At 58.3% G+C, this 21,921-nt stretch carries 22 protein-coding genes; 14 read left to right on the forward strand and 8 right to left on the reverse strand.

The genetic code is table 11. From position 1 onward, the window contains the following. Positions 1–60 precede the first annotated feature (60 nt). Positions 61–1,305 (forward strand): lipoprotein-releasing ABC transporter permease subunit, encoded by a 1,245-nt coding sequence (locus tag CKW15_RS05740; RefSeq protein ID WP_095151800.1) that lies wholly within the window; start codon positions 61–63, stop codon positions 1,303–1,305. Positions 1,306–1,398: 93 nt separating this feature from the next. Here the strand turns inward: CKW15_RS05740 and CKW15_RS05745 are convergent, their stop codons facing one another. Together CKW15_RS05745 and CKW15_RS05750 are read right to left on the reverse strand one after the other, a co-directional pair. Then, positions 1,399–2,748: a heavy metal sensor histidine kinase gene (locus tag CKW15_RS05745; protein WP_095151801.1), complete on the reverse strand. Its 1,350-nt coding sequence runs from the start codon at positions 2,746–2,748 to the stop codon at positions 1,399–1,401. Beyond that, on the reverse strand, positions 2,748–3,428 hold the full coding sequence (locus CKW15_RS05750; protein ID WP_095061177.1) for a heavy metal response regulator transcription factor: 681 nt from the start codon (positions 3,426–3,428) through the stop codon (positions 2,748–2,750). The genes CKW15_RS05745 and CKW15_RS05750 overlap by 1 nt, the downstream gene beginning before the upstream one ends. 155 nt (positions 3,429–3,583) lie before the next feature. Between CKW15_RS05750 and CKW15_RS05755 the strand changes: the two genes are divergently transcribed. Next, a complete protein-coding gene (locus CKW15_RS05755; RefSeq protein WP_095151802.1) occupies positions 3,584–4,120 on the forward strand; it encodes a plastocyanin/azurin family copper-binding protein in 537 nt (178 codons plus the stop codon). A 61-nt stretch (positions 4,121–4,181) separates the two neighbouring features. Beyond that, positions 4,182–5,012: an NADPH-dependent 7-cyano-7-deazaguanine reductase QueF gene (gene queF / locus CKW15_RS05760; RefSeq protein ID WP_095151803.1), complete on the forward strand. Its 831-nt coding sequence runs from the start codon at positions 4,182–4,184 to the stop codon at positions 5,010–5,012. Positions 5,013–5,121: 109 nt separating this feature from the next. On the opposite strand, the gene CKW15_RS05765 is transcribed toward queF, so the two are convergent. Together CKW15_RS05765 and CKW15_RS05770 are read right to left on the reverse strand one after the other, a co-directional pair. Continuing rightward, positions 5,122–5,385: a DUF4404 family protein gene (locus CKW15_RS05765; protein ID WP_095151804.1), complete on the reverse strand. Its 264-nt coding sequence runs from the start codon at positions 5,383–5,385 to the stop codon at positions 5,122–5,124. A 109-nt stretch (positions 5,386–5,494) separates the two neighbouring features. Beyond that, positions 5,495–6,115, reverse strand: a complete 621-nt coding sequence (locus tag CKW15_RS05770) for a phosphatase (RefSeq protein ID WP_095061183.1) — start codon at positions 6,113–6,115, stop codon at positions 5,495–5,497. A 199-nt stretch (positions 6,116–6,314) separates the two neighbouring features. Between CKW15_RS05770 and CKW15_RS05775 the strand changes: the two genes are divergently transcribed. Then, entirely contained in the window at positions 6,315–7,004 is a 690-nt protein-coding gene (locus CKW15_RS05775) for a VacJ family lipoprotein (RefSeq protein WP_095061185.1), read from the forward strand. 61 nt (positions 7,005–7,065) lie between these two features. Here the strand turns inward: CKW15_RS05775 and CKW15_RS05780 are convergent, their stop codons facing one another. Then, on the reverse strand, positions 7,066–7,365 hold the full coding sequence (locus CKW15_RS05780) for a PilZ domain-containing protein (RefSeq protein ID WP_095061187.1): 300 nt from the start codon (positions 7,363–7,365) through the stop codon (positions 7,066–7,068). Positions 7,366–7,641: 276 nt separating this feature from the next. On the opposite strand from CKW15_RS05780, the gene rssB reads away from it, so the two are divergent. Then, positions 7,642–8,823, forward strand: a complete 1,182-nt coding sequence (gene rssB, locus CKW15_RS05785) for a two-component system response regulator RssB (RefSeq protein ID WP_095061189.1) — start codon at positions 7,642–7,644, stop codon at positions 8,821–8,823. Then, on the forward strand, positions 8,823–9,305 hold the full coding sequence (gene rssC, locus CKW15_RS05790) for an anti-sigma factor antagonist RssC (protein WP_095061191.1): 483 nt from the start codon (positions 8,823–8,825) through the stop codon (positions 9,303–9,305). Before rssB ends, rssC begins: the two co-directional genes overlap by 1 nt. 205 nt (positions 9,306–9,510) lie before the next feature. On the opposite strand, the gene tal is transcribed toward rssC, so the two are convergent. Then, the gene (gene tal, locus CKW15_RS05795) at positions 9,511–10,437 is read right to left on the reverse strand and encodes a transaldolase (RefSeq protein WP_095151805.1); all 927 of its coding nucleotides are present in this window, start codon (positions 10,435–10,437) and stop codon (positions 9,511–9,513) included. A gap of 186 nt (positions 10,438–10,623) precedes the next feature. Beyond that, the gene (locus CKW15_RS05800; protein WP_095151806.1) at positions 10,624–11,589 is read right to left on the reverse strand and encodes a glycosyl hydrolase family 5; all 966 of its coding nucleotides are present in this window, start codon (positions 11,587–11,589) and stop codon (positions 10,624–10,626) included. Between the two features lie 288 nt (positions 11,590–11,877). Here CKW15_RS05800 and CKW15_RS05805 point away from each other — a divergent pair, with 288 nt between their 5' ends. From CKW15_RS05805 to CKW15_RS05840, 8 genes are read left to right on the forward strand one after another with little or no spacing between them, the layout of a single operon-like run. Next, positions 11,878–12,318, forward strand: a complete 441-nt coding sequence (locus tag CKW15_RS05805) for a low molecular weight protein-tyrosine-phosphatase (RefSeq protein WP_095061197.1) — start codon at positions 11,878–11,880, stop codon at positions 12,316–12,318. 39 nt (positions 12,319–12,357) lie between these two features. Beyond that, positions 12,358–14,583 carry a polysaccharide biosynthesis tyrosine autokinase gene (locus tag CKW15_RS05810; RefSeq protein WP_095151807.1) on the forward strand — a complete coding sequence of 742 codons (2,226 nt, stop codon included), beginning with the start codon at positions 12,358–12,360 and terminating at the stop codon, positions 14,581–14,583. A 40-nt stretch (positions 14,584–14,623) separates the two neighbouring features. Then, positions 14,624–15,706: a glycosyltransferase gene (locus CKW15_RS05815; protein ID WP_095151808.1), complete on the forward strand. Its 1,083-nt coding sequence runs from the start codon at positions 14,624–14,626 to the stop codon at positions 15,704–15,706. A gap of 15 nt (positions 15,707–15,721) precedes the next feature. Further along, the gene (locus CKW15_RS05820; RefSeq protein ID WP_095151809.1) at positions 15,722–16,834 is read left to right on the forward strand and encodes a polysaccharide pyruvyl transferase family protein; all 1,113 of its coding nucleotides are present in this window, start codon (positions 15,722–15,724) and stop codon (positions 16,832–16,834) included. Continuing rightward, positions 16,831–18,060, forward strand: coding sequence for a polysaccharide biosynthesis C-terminal domain-containing protein (locus tag CKW15_RS05825; protein WP_095151810.1), 1,230 nt, complete (start codon positions 16,831–16,833; stop codon positions 18,058–18,060). Before CKW15_RS05820 ends, CKW15_RS05825 begins: the two co-directional genes overlap by 4 nt. Beyond that, a complete protein-coding gene (locus CKW15_RS05830) occupies positions 18,051–19,154 on the forward strand; it encodes a hypothetical protein (RefSeq protein ID WP_095061207.1) in 1,104 nt (367 codons plus the stop codon). The genes CKW15_RS05825 and CKW15_RS05830 overlap by 10 nt, the downstream gene beginning before the upstream one ends. Positions 19,155–19,166: 12 nt before the next feature. After that, positions 19,167–20,204, forward strand: coding sequence for an acyltransferase family protein (locus tag CKW15_RS05835; RefSeq protein WP_095151811.1), 1,038 nt, complete (start codon positions 19,167–19,169; stop codon positions 20,202–20,204). 27 nt (positions 20,205–20,231) lie between these two features. Then, positions 20,232–21,398 carry an SGNH/GDSL hydrolase family protein gene (locus tag CKW15_RS05840; protein WP_095151812.1) on the forward strand — a complete coding sequence of 389 codons (1,167 nt, stop codon included), beginning with the start codon at positions 20,232–20,234 and terminating at the stop codon, positions 21,396–21,398. Positions 21,399–21,468: 70 nt separating this feature from the next. Here CKW15_RS05840 and CKW15_RS05845 read toward each other — a convergent pair whose 3' ends face one another. After that, entirely contained in the window at positions 21,469–21,885 is a 417-nt protein-coding gene (locus tag CKW15_RS05845; RefSeq protein ID WP_095061214.1) for a mannose-1-phosphate guanylyltransferase, read from the reverse strand. Positions 21,886–21,921 lie beyond the last annotated feature (36 nt).

A 21,921-nucleotide genomic window follows, 5' to 3' on the forward strand; every position in this document is an offset into this window, starting at 1 on the left:
GAAACCCGACGAAGCTGAAAAGCACGTCGGGTCTTTTATTTTTATACGGTGCCCCAGCGAATGTTCAGACCGTTATCGATCTTTATCGGCACGCGCTATACCCGCGCCAAGCGCCGCAATCGCTTTGTTTCCTTCATCTCGATGACCTCGATGATCGGCCTCGCCCTGGGCGTGCTGGCGATGATTGTGGTGCTGTCGGTGATGAACGGCTTCCAGCGCGAAATGAGTTCGCGCATTCTCGGCATGGTGCCGCACGCCACCATCGTCGGCGTCAATCCGATTGACGACTGGAAGCCCGTGGCAGCGGCTGCGATGAAAAACCCGGAAGTGACGGCGGCGGTGCCGTTCACCGAGATGGAAGGCATGCTGTCCTACAAGGGCACGATGCAGCCGATTCAGGTCAACGGTGTCGATCCGGCGCTGGAAGGCCAGGTGTCGATCGTCGCCAAGCACATTGTTCAGGGGAGCCTCGAAGCCCTGAAGCCGGGTGAATTCGGCGTGGTGGTCGGTGAGATCACGGCGCGGCGCTTTCGCTTGAATGTCGGCGACAAGATCACCCTGATCGTTCCGGAAATCAGCACCGCACCGGGCGGGATTACCCCGCGCATGCAGCGCTTGAACGTGGTCGGTGTGTTCAAGGTTGGCGCCGAGCTGGACGGTTCGATGGCGCTGATCCACGTCGCCGACGCCGCGCAGATGCAGCATTGGGAGCCGAATCAGGTGCAGAGCGTGCGCCTGGCGGTGAAGGATTTGTACGCGGCTCCGCAAGTGTCGAGCGACATCGCCACCGGCCTGGGCGCTGCGTACAAGGCTGACGACTGGACCCACACCCAGGGCAGTCTGTTCAGTGCGATGAAGATGGAAAAAACCATGATCGGCCTGCTGTTGCTGATGATCGTCGCCGTGGCGGCGTTCAATATCATCGCGACCTTGATCATGGTGGTGAACGACAAGGGCGCGGACATCGCGATCCTGCGCACCATCGGCGCCACGCCGCGACAGATCATGGCGATTTTCATGGTGCAGGGCACTGTGATCGGCATCGTCGGCACTTTGATTGGCGGTGTGTTAGGTGTGATTGCCGCGCTGAATGTCAGTCAGATCGTCGGCTGGATCGAGCGGGTCAGCGGGCAGCACATCTTCAGTTCCGATGTGTATTTCGTCAGTAACCTGCCGTCGGAGTTGCAGGGTGCGGATGTTGCGTTGATTTGCTCGGCGGGGTTTGTGTTGAGTTTCCTGGCCACTATTTACCCGGCTTGGCGGGCGGCGAAGATTGAGCCGGCTCATGCGTTGCGGTATTCGTAAACCTCTTGACCGCAATCGCTAGCAGGCTAGCTCCCACAGGGGATTTTGGAGCGACTAGCTAGCCTGCTAGCGATGAGGCCGGAACGGCAGGCCTCAATCCTTCTTGGGTAACTCGATCACAAACCTGGTCCATCCATTGTCCGATTCGCAATGAATCTGCCCGCCATGGGTGCGGATGATCGACTGGGTGATCGCCAACCCCAATCCTGCATGTTCGCTACTGCCTTCCCGGCGAGCCGGGTCAGCCCGGTAAAACCGGTCAAACAGGCGTGGCAATAGATCTTCGGAAATCGGTTCGCCGGTATTTTCAACGGTCAGGCGCAACGCGTTTGGCTGTTCGAGGATTCGCACCCGAACCTCGCCAGCGATCGGCGTAAAGCGCAAAGCATTGTCCAGCAGGTTCGACAGTGCGCGCCGCAACATGCTGCGGTCGCCCTCTATACGCGCGTCACCTTCACGGCTCAGTTTCACCTGCGCGTCTTCAGCCAGCGGCGCAAAAAACTCCAGCAGCAGGTCCGTTTCCGCCGCCAGATCCAGCGTTTCGCGCATGGGCACCAACAGCCCGTGATCAGACTTCGCCAGGTACAACATGTCGTTGACCAGTTGCGCCATCCATTGCAGTTCTTCGAGGTTGCTGTGCAACGCTTCGCGGTAATCCTCGAGGGGGCGAGGCCGGGTGAGGGTGACCTGGGTGTGCGTCAGCAGGTTCGACAGAGGCGTGCGCAGTTCATGGGCGATGTCGGCAGAGAAGGCTGACAGGCGCTGAAAAGAGTCGTCGAGGCGTCCGAGCATGGCGTTGAAGTGGTGGGCCATTTCCGCGAGTTCCGGCGGCATGTGTTCTTCCGGCAAGCGGGCGTTGAGCGATTGCGCCGACACGCCTCTGGCGACCGCGCTCATGCGCCGTAACGGCCGCAAACCGCTACGTGCGGCCCAGGCGCCCAGCAGGGCGGTTGCCAGGGCCGACAAACCCACCGTCAGCCAGATCAGGTGCTGCATGCGCTGCAAAAAGTGCTGGTGATGGGTGATGTCCAGCAGCAGGGTCAGTTGTGGCGAGTCCGGCTTGTCGGGAAACAAAGGCGCATTCAGCACACGGTAATCGGTGCCGTTGTTATTGATCGTCGAGAGTCCCGACTGTTGCGGGAGTTTGTCTGGCACGCTCGTTGAGCTGTCATACCAGCGTCGGCCATCGCTGCCGGTGATGCGCAGCGACAGATCGGCTTGCCGGCTCAGTTCTTCGGCCAGTTTGATTTCACTGTCGTTTGATTGAAGGTCCTGCAGGGCACGCCGCAAGCCAATCAACTTGCCGTCCAGTAATTGCTGATCAAGCTCGACGAAGTGCGCCTCGCTGGCGCGGCTGAACAGCACCCCGGCAAACAACGACACCACGGCGGTGCACGCCGCAAACAGCAGCGCCAGGCGGCTGCCCAAGGACATTCTGCGCATCAGGCTGAGCGCTCTTCGAGGACGTAACCCATGCCGCGCACGGTGTGGATCAGTTTGTTGGGGAATTCGTCGTCGATCTTCAGGCGCAGGCGCCGGATCGCGACTTCGATGACATTGGTGTCGCTGTCGAAATTCATGTCCCAGACCTGGGAGGCAATCAGCGATTTCGGCAGGACTTCACCCTGGCGCCGCAGGAGCATTTCCAGCAGGGCGAATTCCTTGGCGGTGAGGTCGATGCGCTGGCCGCCGCGTTCGACCCGGCGACGGATCAGGTCCAGACGCAAGTCGGCCAGTTGCAAACTGGTTTCCTGGGGTGTCGTGCTGCCACGGCGCAACAGGCTGCGAACCCGGGCCAACAGTTCAGAAAAAGCGAAGGGTTTGACCAGATAGTCGTCGGCGCCCAGTTCGAGGCCGTGAACCCTGTCCTCCACGGCGTCTCGGGCTGTCAGAAAAAGTACCGGTGTATCCAGGCCCGCACTGCGCACCGCTTGCAGAATCTGCCAGCCATCACGACCTGGCAGCATCACATCGAGAATCAGCAGGGCATATTCACCGCTGAGGGCCAATTGCTGGCCGGTGTTGCCATCAGCCACCAGTTCCGTGTTGAACCCGGCCTCGGCCAGGCCCTGGCGCAGGTAATGGCCGGTTTTCGGTTGGTCTTCGACGATCAGCAGTTTCATGGGCGACTCATGGCAAGTGGAACCAACGCTTTATACCGTGGACGGCGTTCATACAGGCCAACCTGACAAAGTTGTAATCTGGCTGTCAGGTTGCGGGCAGTGGCAGCAGTTTAGAGTTTTTAGCAAGCTGAGCCCTATCTTGTTGGAGCATGACCATGTTTTTACGCAAATCCCTGGTACAAGTCGCTTGTTTGCTGGCGCTGAGTTCGACGGCGTGGGCGAGTCCGGCGCATACCTACGAATTCGGTCAACCTGCATCGGCAGCCAAGGCGACCCGCAGCGTGGAAGTGGTCTTGGGCGACATGTCTTTTAACCCGAAGACGATCGACGTCAAGGCTGGGGAAACCGTGCGCTTTGTACTGGTGAATAAAGGCCAGTTGCTGCACGAATTCAACCTGGGCGATGCGGCGATGCATGCCCGGCATCAGCAGGAAATGTTGCAGATGCAGCAAAGTGGCATGCTCACGCCTACTGCCGTCAAGGAAATGGACCACGGCAACATGGCCGGTATGGATCACGGTTCGATGGGGCACGGCATGAAGCATGACGATCCGAACAGCGTGCTGGTGCCGCCGGGCAAGACGGCCGAGTTGACCTGGACCTTCAGCAAGGCCACCAACCTGGAATTTGCCTGCAACATTCCAGGCCATTACCAGGCCGGCATGGTCGGCAAATTGACTGTCAGTCAGTAAGCACTCAAAGGCGGGAGCAAAGGCTGATAGAATCCGCTGATTCTTCAGTCAGGTTTCCGCCATGCATCCCGCAGCCGAACACTCGCCGCTGGGCAAATCCAGCGAATACATCGCCACTTATACGCCGTCCCTGCTGTTCCCGATTCCGCGCACCGCGAAGTGGGCAGAGCTGGGCCTGACGGCTGAAACCCTGCCGTACAAGGGTGTGGATTTCTGGAACTGCTTCGAGCTGTCGTGGCTGTTGCCGTCGGGCAAGCCCGTGGTAGCGATCGGTGAATTCACCATCCCGGCGGATTCGCCGAACATCATCGAATCGAAGTCGTTCAAGTTGTACCTCAACTCGCTGAACCAGACGCCGTTCGACGATACGGCGAGCCTTGAGGCGACGCTGGCCAAAGACCTGTCGGCCGCTGCCGGCAAGCCGGTCGGCGTGCGCATTCGCAGTTTGAAGGATGTCGAGGCCGAAGGCGTCGTGGCATTGCCTGGCGTGTGCATCGATGATCTGGATATCAGCGTCAGCAACTACGAGCACCCGCGTCCGGAGCTGTTGCGTTGCGACGACTCGCGCATTGTCGAGGAGAGCGTGCACAGCCATTTGCTCAAATCCAATTGCCCGGTCACCAGTCAGCCGGACTGGGGCAGCGTGGCGGTGGAGTACCGTGGCGCGGCGCTGGATCATGCGAGTTTGCTGGAGTACATCGTCAGCTTCCGCCAGCACTCGGACTTCCATGAGCAGTGTGTTGAACGGATATTCCTGGACCTACAGCAGTTGTTGAAACCGGAGAAGTTGACGGTGTATGCGCGCTATGTGCGTCGTGGCGGGCTGGATATCAATCCGTATCGCAGCACTGAAGAGGTGCAACTGCCGAATCATCGTCTGGTCCGTCAATAAAGATCCATTTTTGTAGGAGCGAGCTTGCTCGCGATTGAGTGTCAGCTACCTTGGCGTCGACTGACACACCATCGCGAGCAAGCTTGCTCCTACAAAGGCTTTTGCGGGCTCAGATCCCCATGTTGGCCAAGGCCAGCCCGATGTTGCGCAGTGTCCCGGCCAGGGTCGGGTGTTCGAGCTCGAAGCGTTCGACGGCCAGGTTGACGCCATCGGCGAGGCTGGAATCCTGGGTTTTGGTTTCGAGCTCAAGCTTCAACTCGATCTGTTGCATCAGTTCGTGCAGTTCGGCGCGTTCAGCTTCGGACAGTGGAGGATTCTGTTCCAATTGCTCGCGCAGGGCATTGAGCTGTTCTTGCAGTTCGCGGGCAGGCATGGCGTTCTTCCTTCTCTCGATTGGCACTGGCATAGACCGCAGCGGTTCGCCAAAGGTCTATGGCTGACCTTTAGATTAATCCACTCCTGCCTAACCTGCATGATCTCGATCAGGGCTTTTCGCCTTTGAAGCGACGCAACTGGATGTCAGCCAGACAGGTGTCGAGCTCTCCGAGGTGGTCGATCACCGAATGCACGCCCAGGCCAAACAGCTGCATCGTCGCCTTGCCTCGTTTGATATCGCGCTCCTGTGGGGCCAACGCCTGCCAGGCCTCAGGTGCCAGTCCGCACAACGAGCCGCAGGACGCCAGGCCGATGGTCCACAACCCGGCATTGAGGCCCGATTGCAGCAGTCGCGGTTCGCCACTGACCAGTACACAGCCGTCCAATCGCTCGATGCCTAAATTCATCAATGCCTGCCAGCACGCGTCGGGCGCGGGCCAAGGGTTGATTGTTGCGGGATGTTGCGCATCTTTGATCCATTCTGGCAGGGCAGTGGCCATGGAATGGCAGAGCGCCGGAGGCAGTTCATCAAGCCAGGCGCAAGGGATTTTCTGTCGCTGCAAACTCTGCAGAGCGTCCAGTGCTCCGGGCGTGGTCTCGGCAGGTTCGGCCAGAGGGCTGTCGTGCCGGTGCGTGCGCGCGCCGAAGTCCACCAGACAGCCACTGAGGCCGAACAACACGGCGGTCAGATTCAGAGCGGTTTGGGGCAATGTTTCGGCGTGCGACATGTGAACGTCCCTGAAATAGCCTGAGGCTAAAGGTCAACAGTGACAGTTGAGTGACACTGATGTGAAACGCTCACAGTCAGGCTGAATCCTTACCATGCACATATCGTAATGTGTCTAAAGGAGTATTTACGCCTTATACTCGCCACCTTATTGCCCGGGCCAAGCGCTCGAGCCGGTACCGTCCAAGGAGTTTTTTTCTATGCGCTGGAGCAATCATCTAGCCCAGATTTGTGTGTGTGCCAGCCTGTTGCTGGTTCCGTTCGTTGCCCAGGCAGCTACGGAAGATGATCCTTGGGAAAGCGTCAATCGCCCGATTTTCAAATTCAACGATGTCCTCGATACCTATGCCCTGAAGCCTTTGGCCCAGGGCTATCAGTTTGTGACGCCGCAATTTCTTGAAGACGGCATTCACAACATGTTCCGCAACGTCGGTGATGTCACCAACCTTGCCAACGATATTCTGCAGGCCAAACCGGCTGCCGCGGGCGTCGACACAGCACGCCTGATTTTCAACACCACTTTCGGTCTGCTGGGCTTCTTTGATGTCGGCACGCAGATGGGTCTTAATCGCAATGACGAAGATTTCGGCCAGACGCTCGGTTACTGGGGCGTTGGCAGTGGCCCGTACGTGATGCTGCCGCTCCTTGGTCCAAGCACCTTGCGTGATGCACCCTCGAAATACGTCGATGGCTACACCGGTGCGTACCACTACATCGATGATGTGCCAGTGCGTAATTCGGTGTTCGGTCTGAACATCGTCGACACCCGTGCCAGCCTGCTGTCGAGCGAAAAACTGATCAGTGGCGACAAGTACACCTTCATCCGGAACGCGTACCTGCAAAACCGCGAATTCAAGGTGAAAGATGGCCAGGTAGAAGACGATTTTTAAATCCTGACCGATAAAACAGAAAAAGCGGCCTTCGGGTCGCTTTTTTTCGTCTGGCGCCGGGTCAATGCATCTTGAGGATTGTAAGGCCGAGTTTCTGCTTGCCATCGTCCTGTTCTCTCACCCAAACCACCTCGGTGTCGGCCTCAAGGCCTTTCAACGCCGTATGGTCGGAATCGAGCCGTACTTGGAGTCGGTCGCCAACCTTGAATAATCGCGGCGCCTGGACCTGCATACCGCTGCTGGAAAGGTCGATGCAGATGGCGGGCACCTGATCGCCTTGATGAATCAGCGACACATCGGCATCGACCCGCATGCGGATGAAATCGCGCTTTTCGCTGTAGTCCCGACGGGTTTGACTCATGGGCTTGATCCTTCGATTGGGTTACGGTTTTGATTGTTCTTATAACTCCCGGTGATTTGCAGAGTGTAGACGTCAAGCGACCATCGGCATGAGCTTGAAACACCTCGCGGATGGGAGTACCGTCTGCGCCTTAGAAGGGCACCTCTGGTGTACATGCGTGTAGGGCAAATGCTCGAAAGTGGTGCGACAGAGAGGCTAGAAAGCGAATCCAGTAGTGTGAGCCGGGACCCGTTCCCCGCCAGCTACGCCAACCTAATTCTGGCGCCGTTTGCCCACATGCCAAAAACCAGTGCCACGCTGCTGATAATCGATGATGACGAAGTAGTGCGCGCGAGCCTCGCCGCCTATTTGGAAGACAGTGGTTTCAGCGTCTTGCAGGCCAGCAATGGTCAGCAAGGTCTTCAGGTATTCGAGCAAGACAAGCCCGACTTGGTCATCTGCGATCTGCGCATGCCGCAGATGGGCGGACTCGAACTCATTCGCCAGGTCACCGAGCGGTCGCCGCAGACGCCAGTGATCGTGGTGTCGGGCGCCGGCGTGATGAACGACGCGGTCGAGGCCCTGCGCCTGGGTGCGGCGGATTACCTGATCAAGCCTCTCGAAGATCTGGCAGTGCTTGAGCACTCTGTGCGTCGGGCCCTGGATCGTGCGCGTCTGCTGGTGGAAAACCAGCGCTACCGCGAGAAGCTGGAGAAGGCCAACCGCGAGCTCGCCGCCAGCCTGAACCTGCTCCAGGAAGACCAGAACGCCGGTCGTCAGGTGCAGATGAACATGCTGCCGGTCAGCCCTTGGGCCATCGACGAGTTCAAGTTTGCTCACCAGATCATCCCGTCGCTGTACCTGTCGGGTGATTTTGTCGACTACTTCCGGGTCGACGAGCGTCGGGTAGCGTTCTACCTGGCCGACGTATCCGGTCATGGCGCCTCTTCAGCCTTCGTCACGGTGCTGTTGAAGTTCATGACCACGCGCTTGCTGTTCGAATCCAAGCGCAGCGGCACATTGCCGGAGTTCAAGCCTTCAGAAGTCCTTGGTCATATCAACCGGGGCCTGATCAGTTGTAAGCTGGGTAAACACGTCACAATGGTCGGTGGAGTCATCGACGAGGAGACAGGTTTGTTGACCTATAGCATCGGCGGTCATCTGCCGTTGCCGGTGTTGTACACACCCGACAGTGTCAGTTATCTGGAAGGGCGCGGTCTGCCCGTAGGCCTCTTCAACGAAGCGACCTACGAAGATCACGTACTGGAGCTGCCGCCGACGTTCAGCCTGACGCTGATGTCTGATGGCATTCTGGACCTTTTGCCAGAACCCACACTCAAAGAAAAAGAGGCGGCGTTGCCCCAACGGGTCAAGGCTGCGGGCGGCACCCTGGATGGGCTGCGGCAGGTTTTTGGATTGGCCACGCTAGGGGAGATGCCGGATGATATCGCCCTGTTGGTGTTGAGCAGGAATCTTTGATGAGTACCGGTAGAATCCAGTTCGCCGAGCAGGATGGCACCTTCGTCCTGAAGTTCGTCGGTGAAGTTCGCCTGACCCTGTGTTCGGCGTTGGATGCGACTATTGATCGGATCTTCACCGCGTTGAATTTCAACACGATCGTGATCGACCTGACTGAAACCCGCAGCATCGATAGCACCACCCTTGGCCTGCTGGCCAAGTTGTCGATCCTGTCGCGGCAGAAGGTCGGCCTGTTGCCGACTGTCGTCACCACCCACGAAGACATCACCCGTCTTCTGCAGTCCATGGGCTTCGAGCAGGTGTTCAACATCGTTGACAAGCCTGTGCCGTGCCCGGAATGCCTGGACGACCTGCCAGATCAGGATCAGTCCGAAGAGGTGGTGCGGATCAAGGTGCTCGAAGCGCACAAGATCCTCATGGGCCTGAACGACTCCAATCGTGAAGCGTTCCATGACCTGGTGAATGCGCTCGAACGCCACTGATTTCCTGAGCCGATGGTGCTTGTCCAGGCGCCATCGCCAGCAAGCCGGCTCCATTGAATACATCGATTACCCTGTAGGCGCTGGCTTGCCAGCGATGGCACCCGTTTAACCACTGCAAAAAACGCGCGCAGCCAACTTAGTCAAACAGCCACAAAAAAGGGCGAACCCACCAGGGTTCGCCCTTTTTGCATTACGCTGAATCAGATCACAGCTTGGCCTGCAACAACGCCTCAAGTTTCTCCTGATCGCGAGCGAACTGACGAATGCCTTCGGCCAGTTTCTCGGTCGCCATCGCGTCTTCGTTGGACAGCCAGCGGAATTGCGATTCGTTGAGGCCCAGACGTGCCTCACCAGCATGGCCTGGGGCGAGTTTGCGCTCCAGCTTGCCGGTGTCCGCCGCCAGCTTGTCGATCAGGTCAGGGCTGATGGTCAGGCGATCGCAGCCGGCCAGGTGCTCGATCTGGCCCAGATTGCGGAAGCTCGCGCCCATGACCACGGTCTTGTAGTCATTGGCCTTGTAGTAGTTGTAGATGCGCGTCACCGACTGCACGCCCGGATCGTCCGCGCCGGTGTAGTCGTTGCCGTTGGCTTTCTTGTACCAGTCGTAGATACGGCCCACGAACGGCGAAATCAGGAACACCCCGGCGTCGGCACAGGCGGCTGCCTGGGCAAAGGAGAACAGCAGGGTCAGGTTGGTCTGGATGCCTTCTTTTTCAAGGATCTCGGCAGCGCGGATGCCTTCCCAGGTGGAGGCAATCTTGATCAGCACGCGGTCACGGCCGATGCCGGCATTTTCGTACAGCTCGATCAGACGATGCGCACGCTTGAGCATGGCGTCGGTGTCGAATGACAGGCGCGCATCCACTTCGGTGGAAATGCGACCCGGGATCAATTTGAGGATCTCCTGGCCCACGGCAACGCCAAAACGGTCGCTGGCCAGGCCTATGTCGCCCTTGCAGTCGCTGACGCTCGCGTTCAGCAGTTCGGCGTACGCGGGAATCGCTGCGGCCTTGAGCAGCAGGGAAGGGTTAGTCGTGGCGTCCACGGGTTTAACGCGAGCGATCGCTTCGAAGTCGCCGGTGTCGGCAACCACGGTTGTCATTTGTTTGAGTTGTTCCAGCTTGGAAGTCATGGGCGTGCTCTGTCCTATGGATCTGATGACATTACCCGAGCGCTGACAGCCACTCAAGGGCGGGTACGTGTATCGACGGTCCCTGCGGCAACAACCGGAGTACAGCTGTTTGAAAGGCGGGGCGTGCTATCGGTAAATACGATGCCAAAACGCGGCACAGGTTCAAAGCAACTGACCATCAGGGTCCTACTCTGGATTCAACCGGGTCGAGGCCGCCATGCGCGCCGGTTTCGGTTGACCATCAGCGGTCAGCAAACCGAAATTTCTCTCCCGGTCATTGCTGCCCGTTTGACTGTTTTTCCACTCGTAGATCGAGGTCAGCGGGATGTCGAGCTGTTTGACGTCCGCAATGAACGTGCTGATTTTGCTGGCCTGCGCTTCAATCCCGCCGTTGGATCTGAGCGAGGGAACGCCCCATTCACTGATGACGCCCGGTAGATGGAAGTTCTGTTGAATAAACGCCTGGGCTTTGCTGATCTGCGCGCCGGACATACCATAAGGGTGATAGGAGATTGCGCTGAGGCACTTGGGGTATTCGCGGATGATGCTGTCCAGCGCCACGGTCGATGCGCTGCCGGCACTTGGCGGGCGAGCGAAACCAAAGCCGATCAACGGCGTCGATGGCGCTGTGTCCTGCAGCGACTTGCACATGGCATTCATGAACGGCACAAACGTCGTGTCGAAATGTCCGGTTGGCCAATACTTCGCCAGGTCCGGCTCGTTCCATATCTCAATGGCGACCAGTTGCGGGCCGTAGGATTTCTCCAGGCTCATCACCGCGTTGGCGAACGACTCGCCGGCAGCCGCGAGTTCTCCGGTGTCGTCAGGCGTAGTGGTCAGCGCCTTGGTCGAGCGTACGGTCATCAGTACCGGCAGCCCGGCGGACTTGGCGGCGGCGAACGCGTCGCGGATCTGCTTTTGATAGGCCGTGCCGCCGAGGCTATTGGTCCACACGCCAAAGCGCACGAAGCCGAATCCAGCGGTTTTGATCTGTTCGGCATCAGCGGGGGAGAAGGTCTGAATCTTCACCTGGACACCGATGGTCTTGTCGGCAGTCAGCGCCGGGAACAAATCGCTGGCGTGAACCTGGCTGGCCGCACCGAGCATCAACAGGGTGGCGGTCGCGAACCTTTTGAAAGGCGCTGAGTTCATGTGTGCTCTCCCGATTTAATGACATTAGCCAATCGTTAACTGGTTATTTTCATTTCGATAGTTGCGAGGGTGCTAAGTGCACGAATGTTATTTTTTGTCAGAAAACCAATATCGGAAAATCACAGTTATTTTTGGTCCGGTAATTCTGGTTGGGTGACTTTTAGGGGCTGTGGTACTTAATGCACTTGTATTAACAGGGCGAATCTATTTCTGCGTGCCGTAAGGTCTTGTGGGTTCACTAAAGCCCACTCGCATATTGGCCTATTGATATTACACAGGAAAGTAACCTTGTTCAGAAAGATCCTTGTCGTCTGCGTGGGCAATATCTGCCGAAGTCCGACAGCAGAAACGTTGCTGCGTAACGCGCTGGCCCCTTCAACGATCACTGTCACCTCGGCGGGCCTTGCGGCGCGGGTTGGCGAGGCTATGGAACCGTCGGCCCTCCAGGTACTGGAAGATCACGGGCACGACGCCCAGGGGTTTAAGGCGCGGCAACTCACACCCGACATCGTTAATGAATCAGACCTGATTCTGGTCATGGAAAAAGAGCATGTAAAACAAGTCTTGAATATTGCCTCTCATGCGAGGGGCAAAGTGTTTCTGCTCGGCAAGTGGCAGAGCGAGCGAGAAATACAGGATCCGTATCGTCAAGGAAAGGCCGCGTTTATTCATGCCCACGCATTGATTGAAGATGCTGTTTGCTCATGGGCACAGCGCCTCGGACATTGATGAATATCCTTCAGATCAGTGAATGGTAAGAACAGACTTATGCAGTTACCGTCAGTAATCGGCACCCGGGACAATGATCAAGACAGTATTGATCTTCTCGGCATTTTTGGCTCTTTGGTTGACCAGAAATGGTTAATAGGCGCGCTCACCGGTGCGTTCATGATGACCGGCGTTGCCTACGCGGTGTTGTCGACGCCGGTGTACATGGCGAATGCGCTGGTGCAGGTCGAGCCGAAAAAGAACGACATGCTCGGTTTTTCCGACCTCAACAGCATGCTCGGCGGGCAATCGCCGTCGGTGACCGAAATCGGCATCATCAAGTCCCGCGCGATAATCGGCAAAACGGTCGATGATCTTCGCCTTGATATCGACATCACCCCCAAAACCTTCCCGGTCATAGGCGGCTTTCTCGCCCGACGTTATCGCGGCGAGACCGAGTTCAGTGTCGCGGCGCCGCGTTTCGGCCTGAACAGCTACGCCTGGGGCGGTGAGCGCCTGGAGTTCGCCCGGCTCAATCTGCCGAAGGAATTGTTGGGCAAGAAACTCACGCTGATCGCCGGCGAGCAGCATCGATTCCAGCTCTTTGATGACAACGATAATCTGCTGGTGGAAGGCGTTGCCGGCAGTGCCTTTGCGCAAGGCGGCGTGGAAGGGATGATCGCTCATCTGGAGGCGAACCCCGGCACCCGTTTCGAAGTGGTGCGTAATCCACGGATTGTGACCATCCAGAAATACCAGGATGCGCTGGAGATCACCGAGCAAGGCAAGGAGTCGGGCATCATCCGTCTCGCCCTGGCCAGCACCGATGCGGCCGAGGCGGTGAAAATCCTCAATAAAATCGCTTCGTTGTACGTGCAGCAGAACGTGCAGCGCACATCCGCCGAAGCGGCGCAGAGCCTGGAGTTTTTGCAAGGCCAACTGCCGCAGGTCAAACGTGATCTGGCGAAGGCCAGCGATGCGCTCAATGGTTATCAAACCCGCGGCAAGACGGTCAACATTTCCCTCGAAACCCAATCGGTGCTGGAACAGGTTGTCAGCCTGGACACCCGTATCTCCGAGCTGAAAATGCAGCAGGCGGAGCTGGATCGCAAGTTCACCAAACAGCATCCGGCTTATCGCGCATTGATGATGCAGATCGGCGAACTGACCCAGCAACAGAAAGCGCTGGAGAGCAAGGCCCAGGACCTGCCTGCGACGCAACAGGAACTGCTGAACCTGACCCGCGACGTGGAAGTGGCATCGCAGATCTACACGCAACTGCTGAACAAATCCCAGGAGCTGGACATCGTCCGGGCAGGGGCGGTGGGCAACGTGCGGTTGATCGACACCGCCGATGTCGACCTCACCAGCCCGGTCAAACCGCGCAAGCCCCTGATCGTGCTGATTGCCACCTTCCTCGGCGCCTTTTTCGGTGTTGCCCTGGTGTTGTTGCGCAAATCCATGAGTCGTGGACTGGAAGGGCCGGAGGCCATCGAGCAACTCGGTTTGCCGGTGTATGCATCGATCCCGTACAGCGCACTGCAGCAGGAAGAAGACAGTAAAAAAGTGCGCAAGGATGCGACGGAGAAACCGGCGTATCTGCTGGCGTTGCGTAACCCGACGGACTTGTCCATCGAGTCGATTCGCAGTTTGCGCACGTGCCTGCATTTTGCCGGGCTGGATTCGACTAACAACCGGATCATGATTTCCGGCCCGAGCCCGCAGGTCGGCAAGACCTTCGTTTCTTCCAACCTCGCGGCAGTCATGGCGCAGAGCGGACAGCGGGTGGTGCTGATCGATGCCGATATGCGCAAAGGTCACCTGCACAAGACGTTGAACACGCCGATCACCAATGGCTTGTCGGACCTGTTGGTCAAGCGCTGCAGCATCGAGCAGGCGATCAATCAAGTCGAAGTCGACAACCTGCATTTCATCAGTCGCGGCCAGGTTCCGCCCAATCCTTCAGAACTGCTGATGCACGCCAATTTTCGTGAACTGCTGGCGCAACTCAGCGAGCGGTATGACGTGGTGATCATCGACACGCCACCGTTGCTGGCGGTGACGGATGCGGCGATTGTCGGTCGTGAAGCAGGCATTAGCCTGATTGTCACGCGCTTCGGGGTGAACCCGGCCAAGGAGATCGAACTGACGATTCGTCGGTTCGCGCAAAACGGCATCGAGTTGAAGGGCGCCGTGTTCAACGGCGTCGAGAAGCGTGCAGCCAGCTACTACGGCAATGGCGGCTACGGCTATTACAACTACGAATACGCGTCCGACAAATCCTGAGTGTCAGCGATTGTCCTTTCCTGTTTGAAGTGGGTGAGTTGTGAAAAAAATACTGCACGTGGCAGAGACGATCAAAGGTGGCGTCGCGACGGTGATCCGTACGATTTCGGCTTCGCCCGAAGGCGACGCGGCAAACTATGAGCGGGTCTATCTGGTTCCGCAGGATCAGGAAAAAGAACTGCACGGGATTGCCGGGCATCAGATCCGCACCTTCGCCCGGACCGGCCGCAATGTGCCGTCGTTGCTGCGCTTCGCCTGGCGACTGACCCAGGTGATGCTCAAGGAAAAACCCGATGTCGTGCATTTGCACAGCACCTTTTCCGGCGTCATCGGGCGTTGCGTCTGCGTGCTGTTGCGACCATGGCGCAAGCCGAAAATCGTTTACTGCCCGCATGCTTTTTCGTTCCTGATGGAAAGCTCGCCAACCAAGCAGAAAGCCTATGCGTGGATCGAGCGGGTATTGCAGAAGGTCACCGATGTGATCATCTGCGTCAGCCAGTACGAGCTCGACAAAGCCGCGCAGTTCGGCATCGAACGCCAGCGCATGACGCTGATCTACAACGGCATCCATCACAAGGATGACGCGCCGAAAACCACCAGTCCCGAGCCCATTCATCTGCTCTTCGTCGGCCGTCTCGATTATCAGAAAGGCTTCGACGTGTTGCTCAAGGCGTTCGCCAGCGTGCAGCGCAGTGACTTGAAGCTGACGGTGGTGGGCAGTGCGGTGAACGAGGATTCGGTCGAGTGTCCGCCAATGGAAGGGGTTGAATACCTGCCGTGGGTGACGCCGAGCGAAGTCCAGGCGCTGTACCGGAAAGCCGATGCGCTGATCGTCCCGAGTCGCTGGGAAGGCTTTGCCATGGTGCCGCTCGAAGGCATGGCCATGGGCTTGCCGGTGATTGCCAGCGACTGTACGTCGCTGCCCGAGTTGGTCACTAACGAGGTGTCCGGCTACGTCTTCCCCAGCGGCGACCACCAGGCGCTGGCCGATGTGCTGAAGAAAATCCAGAAGCCGCGGTTGCTCGACCTCGGCAGCGAAGGGCGCAGCATCGTCCGCGAACGCTTCAGCGCGGCGTTAATGATCCGCCAGACCTATGACCTGTATCGCGCCCCCACTTTTTAAGTAGAACTCAAGCTTATGAACGTAACGATTTTGCATGGCTACAGTGCGTCCAACTCCGGTGACGGCCTGCTCGTGGATCTGGCCATTGCCCTGGTGCAACGCAACTTTGGGGAAGATACGTCGATCAGTGTCGTGGCTTCCGATCCGGAGTCCTTCAACTACTTGCCGTACCCGCGTTTTGACGCACCGGTGATGGCAGCCAAGGGCTTGGGTCGGGTCAAGCAAGCGGTGTTTCTCAATCAGTCCTACGCGGGGCTGGCTGATCTGCTGAAGAAAACCGATTTGATCGTCGGCGTCGGTGGCGGCTACATGCGTTCCAAAAGCGCCTTCGAACACATCAAGTTGAATCTGGGCCACGCCAAGCAACTGGAAACCGCGATTCTCAGCAAAGTCCCGTCGGTGTACCTGCCGCAAAGCATCGGCCCGTTTCATGGCGAGAGCCGCAAGATCGTCGAGCATTACGCCAGTGCCGACGCCGTGTTTGTGCGCGACAACCGCTCCTCGGCGATTTTCGATGCCTGTGAAAATGTCTACCGCGCGCCGGATCTGGCGGTCCAGTCATTGGCCAGCAAAATCCTCATGCAACCCAAGTTCACTCGGTGCGCGTCGTCGCCCGCCACGGTGTGCGTGGTGCTGCGCAAGCCACCGGAGTGGAGCAAGGAAAAGAAGGTCGCTTACGTAGCCAACCTGAAGTTGCTGCTGCAGCGCTTGAAGAACAAAAGCAAAGTGGTTTGCGCCGTCCAGAGTGCGGTGCGTGGCAACGATGACGGTGCGTTCTATCGGGAGTTGGGCATTACCGAAGACTTGCTGCCGTTGAAGGCGACGATCGCCAAGTATCAGCCGGACCTGGTGATTTCCGTGCGCCTGCACGGCGCCATCGAATCGCTGCTGTCCGGCGTTCCGGCGTACCACATCAGCTATGAGCGCAAGGGTTTTGGCGCCTATCAGGACATGGGCGTGGAAGACTGGGTGATCAACGGCGGCGATATCGATGTCGACACCATCATCAACACGGTTTACGCGCCGAACGCACTGTCGGATTTCGGCAAGCGCCTGACCGACACCTGCCGCGAGATTGAAGCCAAAACGGTGGCCATGGACGAGATCATCAAAGGCATCGTTCGATGATATTCCGGTTGTTGCTCCGGGGCGGGGCGTTAGGCGCGAAGTTTTTGCTGGTGCTCGCCATCACCCATTACCTGGGGTATGACGCGCTGGGCTTTTACGGCGTGGTGATGGCCGCTTCGTTGATCGCCTCGAAGTTTTACAGCGTCGGCTTCAGTTCGGAAATCAATCGGCTGATCAGTGTCGGAGGCAGTTCGCGACGGGTCGTCGACAAGGTGCTGCTGTTGTACCTGGCCGTGGGGCTGCTGTTGTCGGTGGCGACGGTGCTGATCTATTCACTGTTCCAACAGGTTGAAGCACCGACCGCGCTGATCCTCTGCGTGACGCTGGTACTGCTCACCGAGCACCTGTCGTTCGAGATCAACTCCTTCGTGTTTTCCGCGCAGAAAGCCACGGCGGGTGCGCTGCTGTTTTTCATCAAGACCGGCCTTTGGGCGATGTTGGCGGTGGGTGGGATGATGCTCGGCTGGGTATCCGGGATCGCCAGTGTGCTGTGGTTGTGGGTTGCGGCCAACGTGCTGGTGATCGTGGCCGGTTACCTGATTGTGGTGAACGTGCACAAGGGGCGAGTGAGCGGGACGCTGGCCACGGCAACCGTGTGGAAAGCCGGGTTGCCGTTCTATCTCGGCACAGGGTTGATCGCGCTGAGTCAGTATGCCGAGCGCTTTCTGATTATCGACATCGAACCCTACGCCAGCCTCGGCAAGTACGTGTACGCCTGGTCGGCGGCCAATACCTTGCAAGCGCTGTCCTACGCGGTGGTGGCGGTGGTGGGTATTCCAGTGCTCGCCAAGCGTTTTCAGGCGGATCAACAGTCGTTCACGGTCCGGCACTTGTTCGTGAATAAATGGGTCATGCGTTCGCTGGTGGTTTCCGCTGTGGTGGCGGTGCTGATTTATCTGTTCTTCAACGTTGTGCTCGATTACGTCGCCACGAGCGTTCCGCGCCCGGACAACGCGATTCTCGGTGTGCTGATTTTTTCCTTTGCCCTGCGTGCGGTGGGCGACATCGTTTGGGGTGGTTTGATTGCCTCGAAAAACAGTCGTGTATCACTCGCCAGCGCGGCGATCTGCTTGTTGGTTTCGGTGCCGGTCAGTTACCTGCTGATCAAGCACTATTCGATTTACGGCGCCGCGTGGGGCAACGTTTTTGCGATCATCGTGCAGCTGGGCGTGATTGCCGTGTTGACCCGTGTAACCCGGCCGAAAGGGGCGCTGGCATGGGGTTGAAACTGCCGTGCATCGAGTTTCGCGGCAAGAAACTCGATTCCTCGATTTCGTTCCTGATCCTCTTTACCGGGTTGTTTCTGTCGGTGGCCATGCCGCTGTTGATCCCCCGCGATCCGGGGCCGGATGCCATGACCTTGTGGTCGTCCTACGCCCGTGCCGACAACTGCAATTTCTGGAACCCGTTCTCGCCGGATCGTTCTTCCTACGAGTGTTCGGCGTTTCTGCTGCGGCCCACCGGGATCAATCTGACCAATGCCTGGGCCTACGGCATGTTCTGCAATTTTTTCCTCACGGCGATTCCGGTGGTGGTCTTCCGGCGCATGCCGCTGACGATTTTCGGCACGCTGTGTCTGTGGGGCGTTGTTCGCTCGTTTTTCCTTGAAAACCTGACCAAGGAAATCATTGTGTCGGTGGCGGTGTTGAGCATTTTGCTCAGCGCTTTGACGCGCAAATATCGCGGCGGCTTTTTCTTCTCGGCGGTGATCTACGGCGTGCTGATCAGGCCCTACTGGATTCTGTTTTCACTGTCCTGGGTCGGCGTCTGCGTGATGAAGAAGTACGTCTCGCGCCTGACTTTTTTCCTGATGCTGTTCCTGTTCTACCTGGCGGTCGCCACGGCGATCCAGGTGGCGCTCGGGTTTCCGGTGTCGTCGATTCGCGCCAGTAACAACGAACTGCGCACGGCGGGTGAGGAAGGTTCCAAGTCGTTGATCGTCTCGTGGCTCAGCGGCAGCGACTTCGTTTCCCAGGCGCTGGACTCAATGATCATCTTCTTCCGGTTGTCGTTCCCGGTGGAGCTGATTTTGCTGTCGGGGCCGGGGCAGGTGATCTTCGTGGCGTTGATGATCATGACCGCGTTGCTGCTGTTCAAAGTCATCACCTCGACCGATTACAAAGGCGCGACGATCCAGACCAAACCCAAGGAACTGATCGCGATTCCGTTGGCGTTTCTGCTGGTTCAAGGCCTGTTCGAGCCGGACTTTGGCTCCTTCGCCCGGCACTTCTCGATGGTGGTGCCGGTGTTGTTCGTGGGCCTGGGCTTGATGTTGCGGGCGAACAAGCCGGTGCAGGTTGAATCAAGAATTTTGAATTGAGGCAGGTGCTTTATGTCGAGCAAGAAAAAGTCCCTGGAGATCGAAACCCTGCGTGGCCTGGCGTGCCTGTTGCTGGTGCTTTATCACGTCATCGGCCCGTTGGGCGGCGGCTTGAAAATAGACCTGGGCTCGCCGTTCCGGGTGATCGCCGACTCGATGGTGTATGTGCGCATGCCGCTGTTCACCTTCATCTCGGGCTACATCTATTCCATCTACAAAATCCGCGGCAATGACTTTTCGGCGTTCTTCTCCGGCAAGGTGCGGCGGTTGATCGTGCCACTGTTTTGCGTCGGGATTCCGTTCTCCGTGTTGCAGGCGGTTGGCCCGGGCGTGAACAAGGACGTCGGTGTGATCGACGCATTGCTGTCGTTCTGGGTGCCGATCAACCACTTCTGGTTCTTGCAGGCGGTGTTCATCATTTTCATGTTCGTCGGCCTGCTGGAATGGCGTGGGCTGTTGCGCACGGCGACCCGGTTGTACCTGCTGTTTGCGTTTGCAGCGGTGGTGTTTTTGCTGCCACCGTTCAAGGTCGATGCGTTTGGCATCAACGGGGCGATTTACCTGCTACCGTTTTTCGTGGCGGGGATGATTGGCCAGGAAAAGGTTGGCGCGTTGAAGCAATCGCTCAAGGTGGTTGGCCCGCTGGTGTTCGTGGTGATATCGCTGACGCTGCTGTATGTGGCAGCAGTGGATCGTGAGTTGATCGTCGATCGCCGCAGCCTGATCGGTTTGACGGTGGGTTGCGTGTCCTGCATGGCGTTGCTGTCGAGTGACATGCGCTCGAAGTGGCTGACCTGGCTCGGCGGGTATTCCTATGGGATTTTCCTGTTCCACGTGTTGTTCGCCGCGACTTCGCGGTTTGTGCTGGGGCGCCTGGGCGTGAAAGACGAAAGCCTTCTGGTGCTCGGTGGCGTGACGTGTGGCTTGTTGGGGCCGGTGGTTCTGTCGATGGTTTTCAGTCGATTCAACTTCACCTCCGTGCTGTTTCTGGGTGAGCGTGCGGCGGCTAAAAAAACGCCGGTAAACGTCGCCCCGGTGCCCCAGACTTGATGTTTGTCCGAGGGAAGGAAGCGATGCATGTTGGCAGTTGATGACGTCCAGCCTGTTGCAGCATCAGTGGTCGAGATTGGTGACGCTCGCGAACGGTTTGGTCAGTGGCGCGAAGGGAAGGCGGGGAAGGTTCTGTCCATCTCGGTGATTGGTGACAGCTACAGCGCCGGGCAGGATTTCTATCTGAACAAACTGGTGCAGCGGCTGGCTGGGGAAGCGGGTTTTGCAGGCCCCGGTTATGTCGGCTTCAACCACGGCGCGGCACTGGGCGGCACCCATTTCAAATACACCCGCAGCAGCGAAAAATACTTCGGCGGTGATTGGCAGGTCTCCGCGCTTGGACAGGCCAGCCCCGACAGTCGCACCCTTACCGGCCGGACTGGCGCCTGGCTGCAGATCGATGCCAATCCGACACCGGCCATCAACACGGCTGTCACCCAAGCGAAACTGCTCTACCTCGGCAATGGCGAACCCAACGAGGTGCGCTACCGCTGGAACCCTTCGCAAAACTGGCAGCCATTGACGCTGGCGGGCGAGGGTGTGCAGGAAGTGCCACTGCCAGGCACATCGGCGGCGACAGACTGGGCGTTCCGGTTGGAGGTGGTAAACGGCGCGCCAACGTTGTTCGGCCTGTGGATGAGCAACGATCAGGGCGGCGTGCGGGTATCCAAACTCGCAGCATCTGGCGCAACGTCCGCTGACTTCTACCGCAGCGATAGCGGCTGGCAGGCGCAGTGGAAGTCGGTGGTGTCGAAGATTCCCGCAGACGTCTACCTGATCATGCTGGGCGGTAACGATCAGGGTTTCGGCGTGAAACCCGAGCAATACCTGAAGAACATTCAAGGGTTGGTGGGGATGGTCCGCGAGATTCAACCGACGGCGAGCATCAATCTGATCCTGCGTCAGGACACGACGCGTTCCAGCGCTTACCCGATGTCGGCCTATGCGCAAGTGCTGGAGCCCTGGGCCCGCGAGCAGCATCTGGGTTACGCCAATCTGCAATGTGCATTCGGCACCGACGTCAAACGCTACACCGCCACCATGATCGGCCCGGACAAGATTCATCCGGTTCCGGCCACGGGTGGGCGGGTGATCGCTGATTTCTTTTATCGTCTGATCGTCGGTGACAACACCGGGCTATCAGCACAGGACGCCTGTAGGAGCGAGCTTGCTCGCGATGGTCGTCAACGATAACGCGCGAATCCTGAAGAATTGCGGTGTCATTGAGTTTTTCGTCGGAACGCCGCCCGGAGCAAGCTGGCTCCTACAGGGTCGCCGATTCGAAGTGCTCCAGATGGGTGAGCAGCTCTGCGGTTTTAAGCGGCATCAGTTGCGTAGCGCAGCGGGTTTCCACGTTGATGATGATGGCCGGGTCGTTACAGCAAATGCGCACCCGGAATCGCCAATCGCTGAAAATCACTTTCAGTCCGTCGCGGTCATCCATCTCCAGCGCCTGCCCGCGGTAGAGCTTTTTCAGGTGAGCGAGGAGGGGATAGGGGTCGAGCATCGGCCGGCGGATGTCTCCGGAAGACGGAAACATGCCGATTCGCTCCACCAGCAGCGTGGGGCCGAGCCAGGATTCGTTGGCGCTCGGCAACCGCTGATGTCGCGATACGGAGGACATCACCCCGAGGTTGCCCACCTCCATTTCAATGAATGCCGAGAGTTTTCCAATGTTCATGGTTGGCCTGCCTGAATGAAGAGTGGGCGTCGGGTG

This window comes from Pseudomonas sp. Irchel s3b5, from assembly GCF_900187435.1.
In the GTDB taxonomy this organism is placed as follows: domain Bacteria; phylum Pseudomonadota; class Gammaproteobacteria; order Pseudomonadales; family Pseudomonadaceae; genus Aquipseudomonas.

Coding starts and splice junctions, on each gene's coding strand:
- CKW15_RS05740 (WP_095151800.1), top strand. CDS start 61: ATGTTCAGACCGTTATCGATCTTTATCGGCACGCGCTATACCCGCGCC.
- CKW15_RS05745 (WP_095151801.1), bottom strand. CDS start 2,748: ATGCGCAGAATGTCCTTGGGCAGCCGCCTGGCGCTGCTGTTTGCGGCG.
- CKW15_RS05750 (WP_095061177.1), bottom strand. CDS start 3,428: ATGAAACTGCTGATCGTCGAAGACCAACCGAAAACCGGCCATTACCTG.
- CKW15_RS05755 (WP_095151802.1), top strand. CDS start 3,584: ATGTTTTTACGCAAATCCCTGGTACAAGTCGCTTGTTTGCTGGCGCTG.
- queF (WP_095151803.1), top strand. CDS start 4,182: ATGCATCCCGCAGCCGAACACTCGCCGCTGGGCAAATCCAGCGAATAC.
- CKW15_RS05765 (WP_095151804.1), bottom strand. CDS start 5,385: ATGCCTGCCCGCGAACTGCAAGAACAGCTCAATGCCCTGCGCGAGCAA.
- CKW15_RS05770 (WP_095061183.1), bottom strand. CDS start 6,115: ATGTCGCACGCCGAAACATTGCCCCAAACCGCTCTGAATCTGACCGCC.
- CKW15_RS05775 (WP_095061185.1), top strand. CDS start 6,315: ATGCGCTGGAGCAATCATCTAGCCCAGATTTGTGTGTGTGCCAGCCTG.
- CKW15_RS05780 (WP_095061187.1), bottom strand. CDS start 7,365: ATGAGTCAAACCCGTCGGGACTACAGCGAAAAGCGCGATTTCATCCGC.
- rssB (WP_095061189.1), top strand. CDS start 7,642: ATGCCAAAAACCAGTGCCACGCTGCTGATAATCGATGATGACGAAGTA.
- rssC (WP_095061191.1), top strand. CDS start 8,823: ATGAGTACCGGTAGAATCCAGTTCGCCGAGCAGGATGGCACCTTCGTC.
- tal (WP_095151805.1), bottom strand. CDS start 10,437: ATGACTTCCAAGCTGGAACAACTCAAACAAATGACAACCGTGGTTGCC.
- CKW15_RS05800 (WP_095151806.1), bottom strand. CDS start 11,589: ATGAACTCAGCGCCTTTCAAAAGGTTCGCGACCGCCACCCTGTTGATG.
- CKW15_RS05810 (WP_095151807.1), top strand. CDS start 12,358: ATGCAGTTACCGTCAGTAATCGGCACCCGGGACAATGATCAAGACAGT.
- CKW15_RS05820 (WP_095151809.1), top strand. CDS start 15,722: ATGAACGTAACGATTTTGCATGGCTACAGTGCGTCCAACTCCGGTGAC.
- CKW15_RS05825 (WP_095151810.1), top strand. CDS start 16,831: ATGATATTCCGGTTGTTGCTCCGGGGCGGGGCGTTAGGCGCGAAGTTT.
- CKW15_RS05830 (WP_095061207.1), top strand. CDS start 18,051: ATGGGGTTGAAACTGCCGTGCATCGAGTTTCGCGGCAAGAAACTCGAT.
- CKW15_RS05835 (WP_095151811.1), top strand. CDS start 19,167: ATGTCGAGCAAGAAAAAGTCCCTGGAGATCGAAACCCTGCGTGGCCTG.
- CKW15_RS05840 (WP_095151812.1), top strand. CDS start 20,232: ATGTTGGCAGTTGATGACGTCCAGCCTGTTGCAGCATCAGTGGTCGAG.
- CKW15_RS05845 (WP_095061214.1), bottom strand. CDS start 21,885: ATGAACATTGGAAAACTCTCGGCATTCATTGAAATGGAGGTGGGCAAC.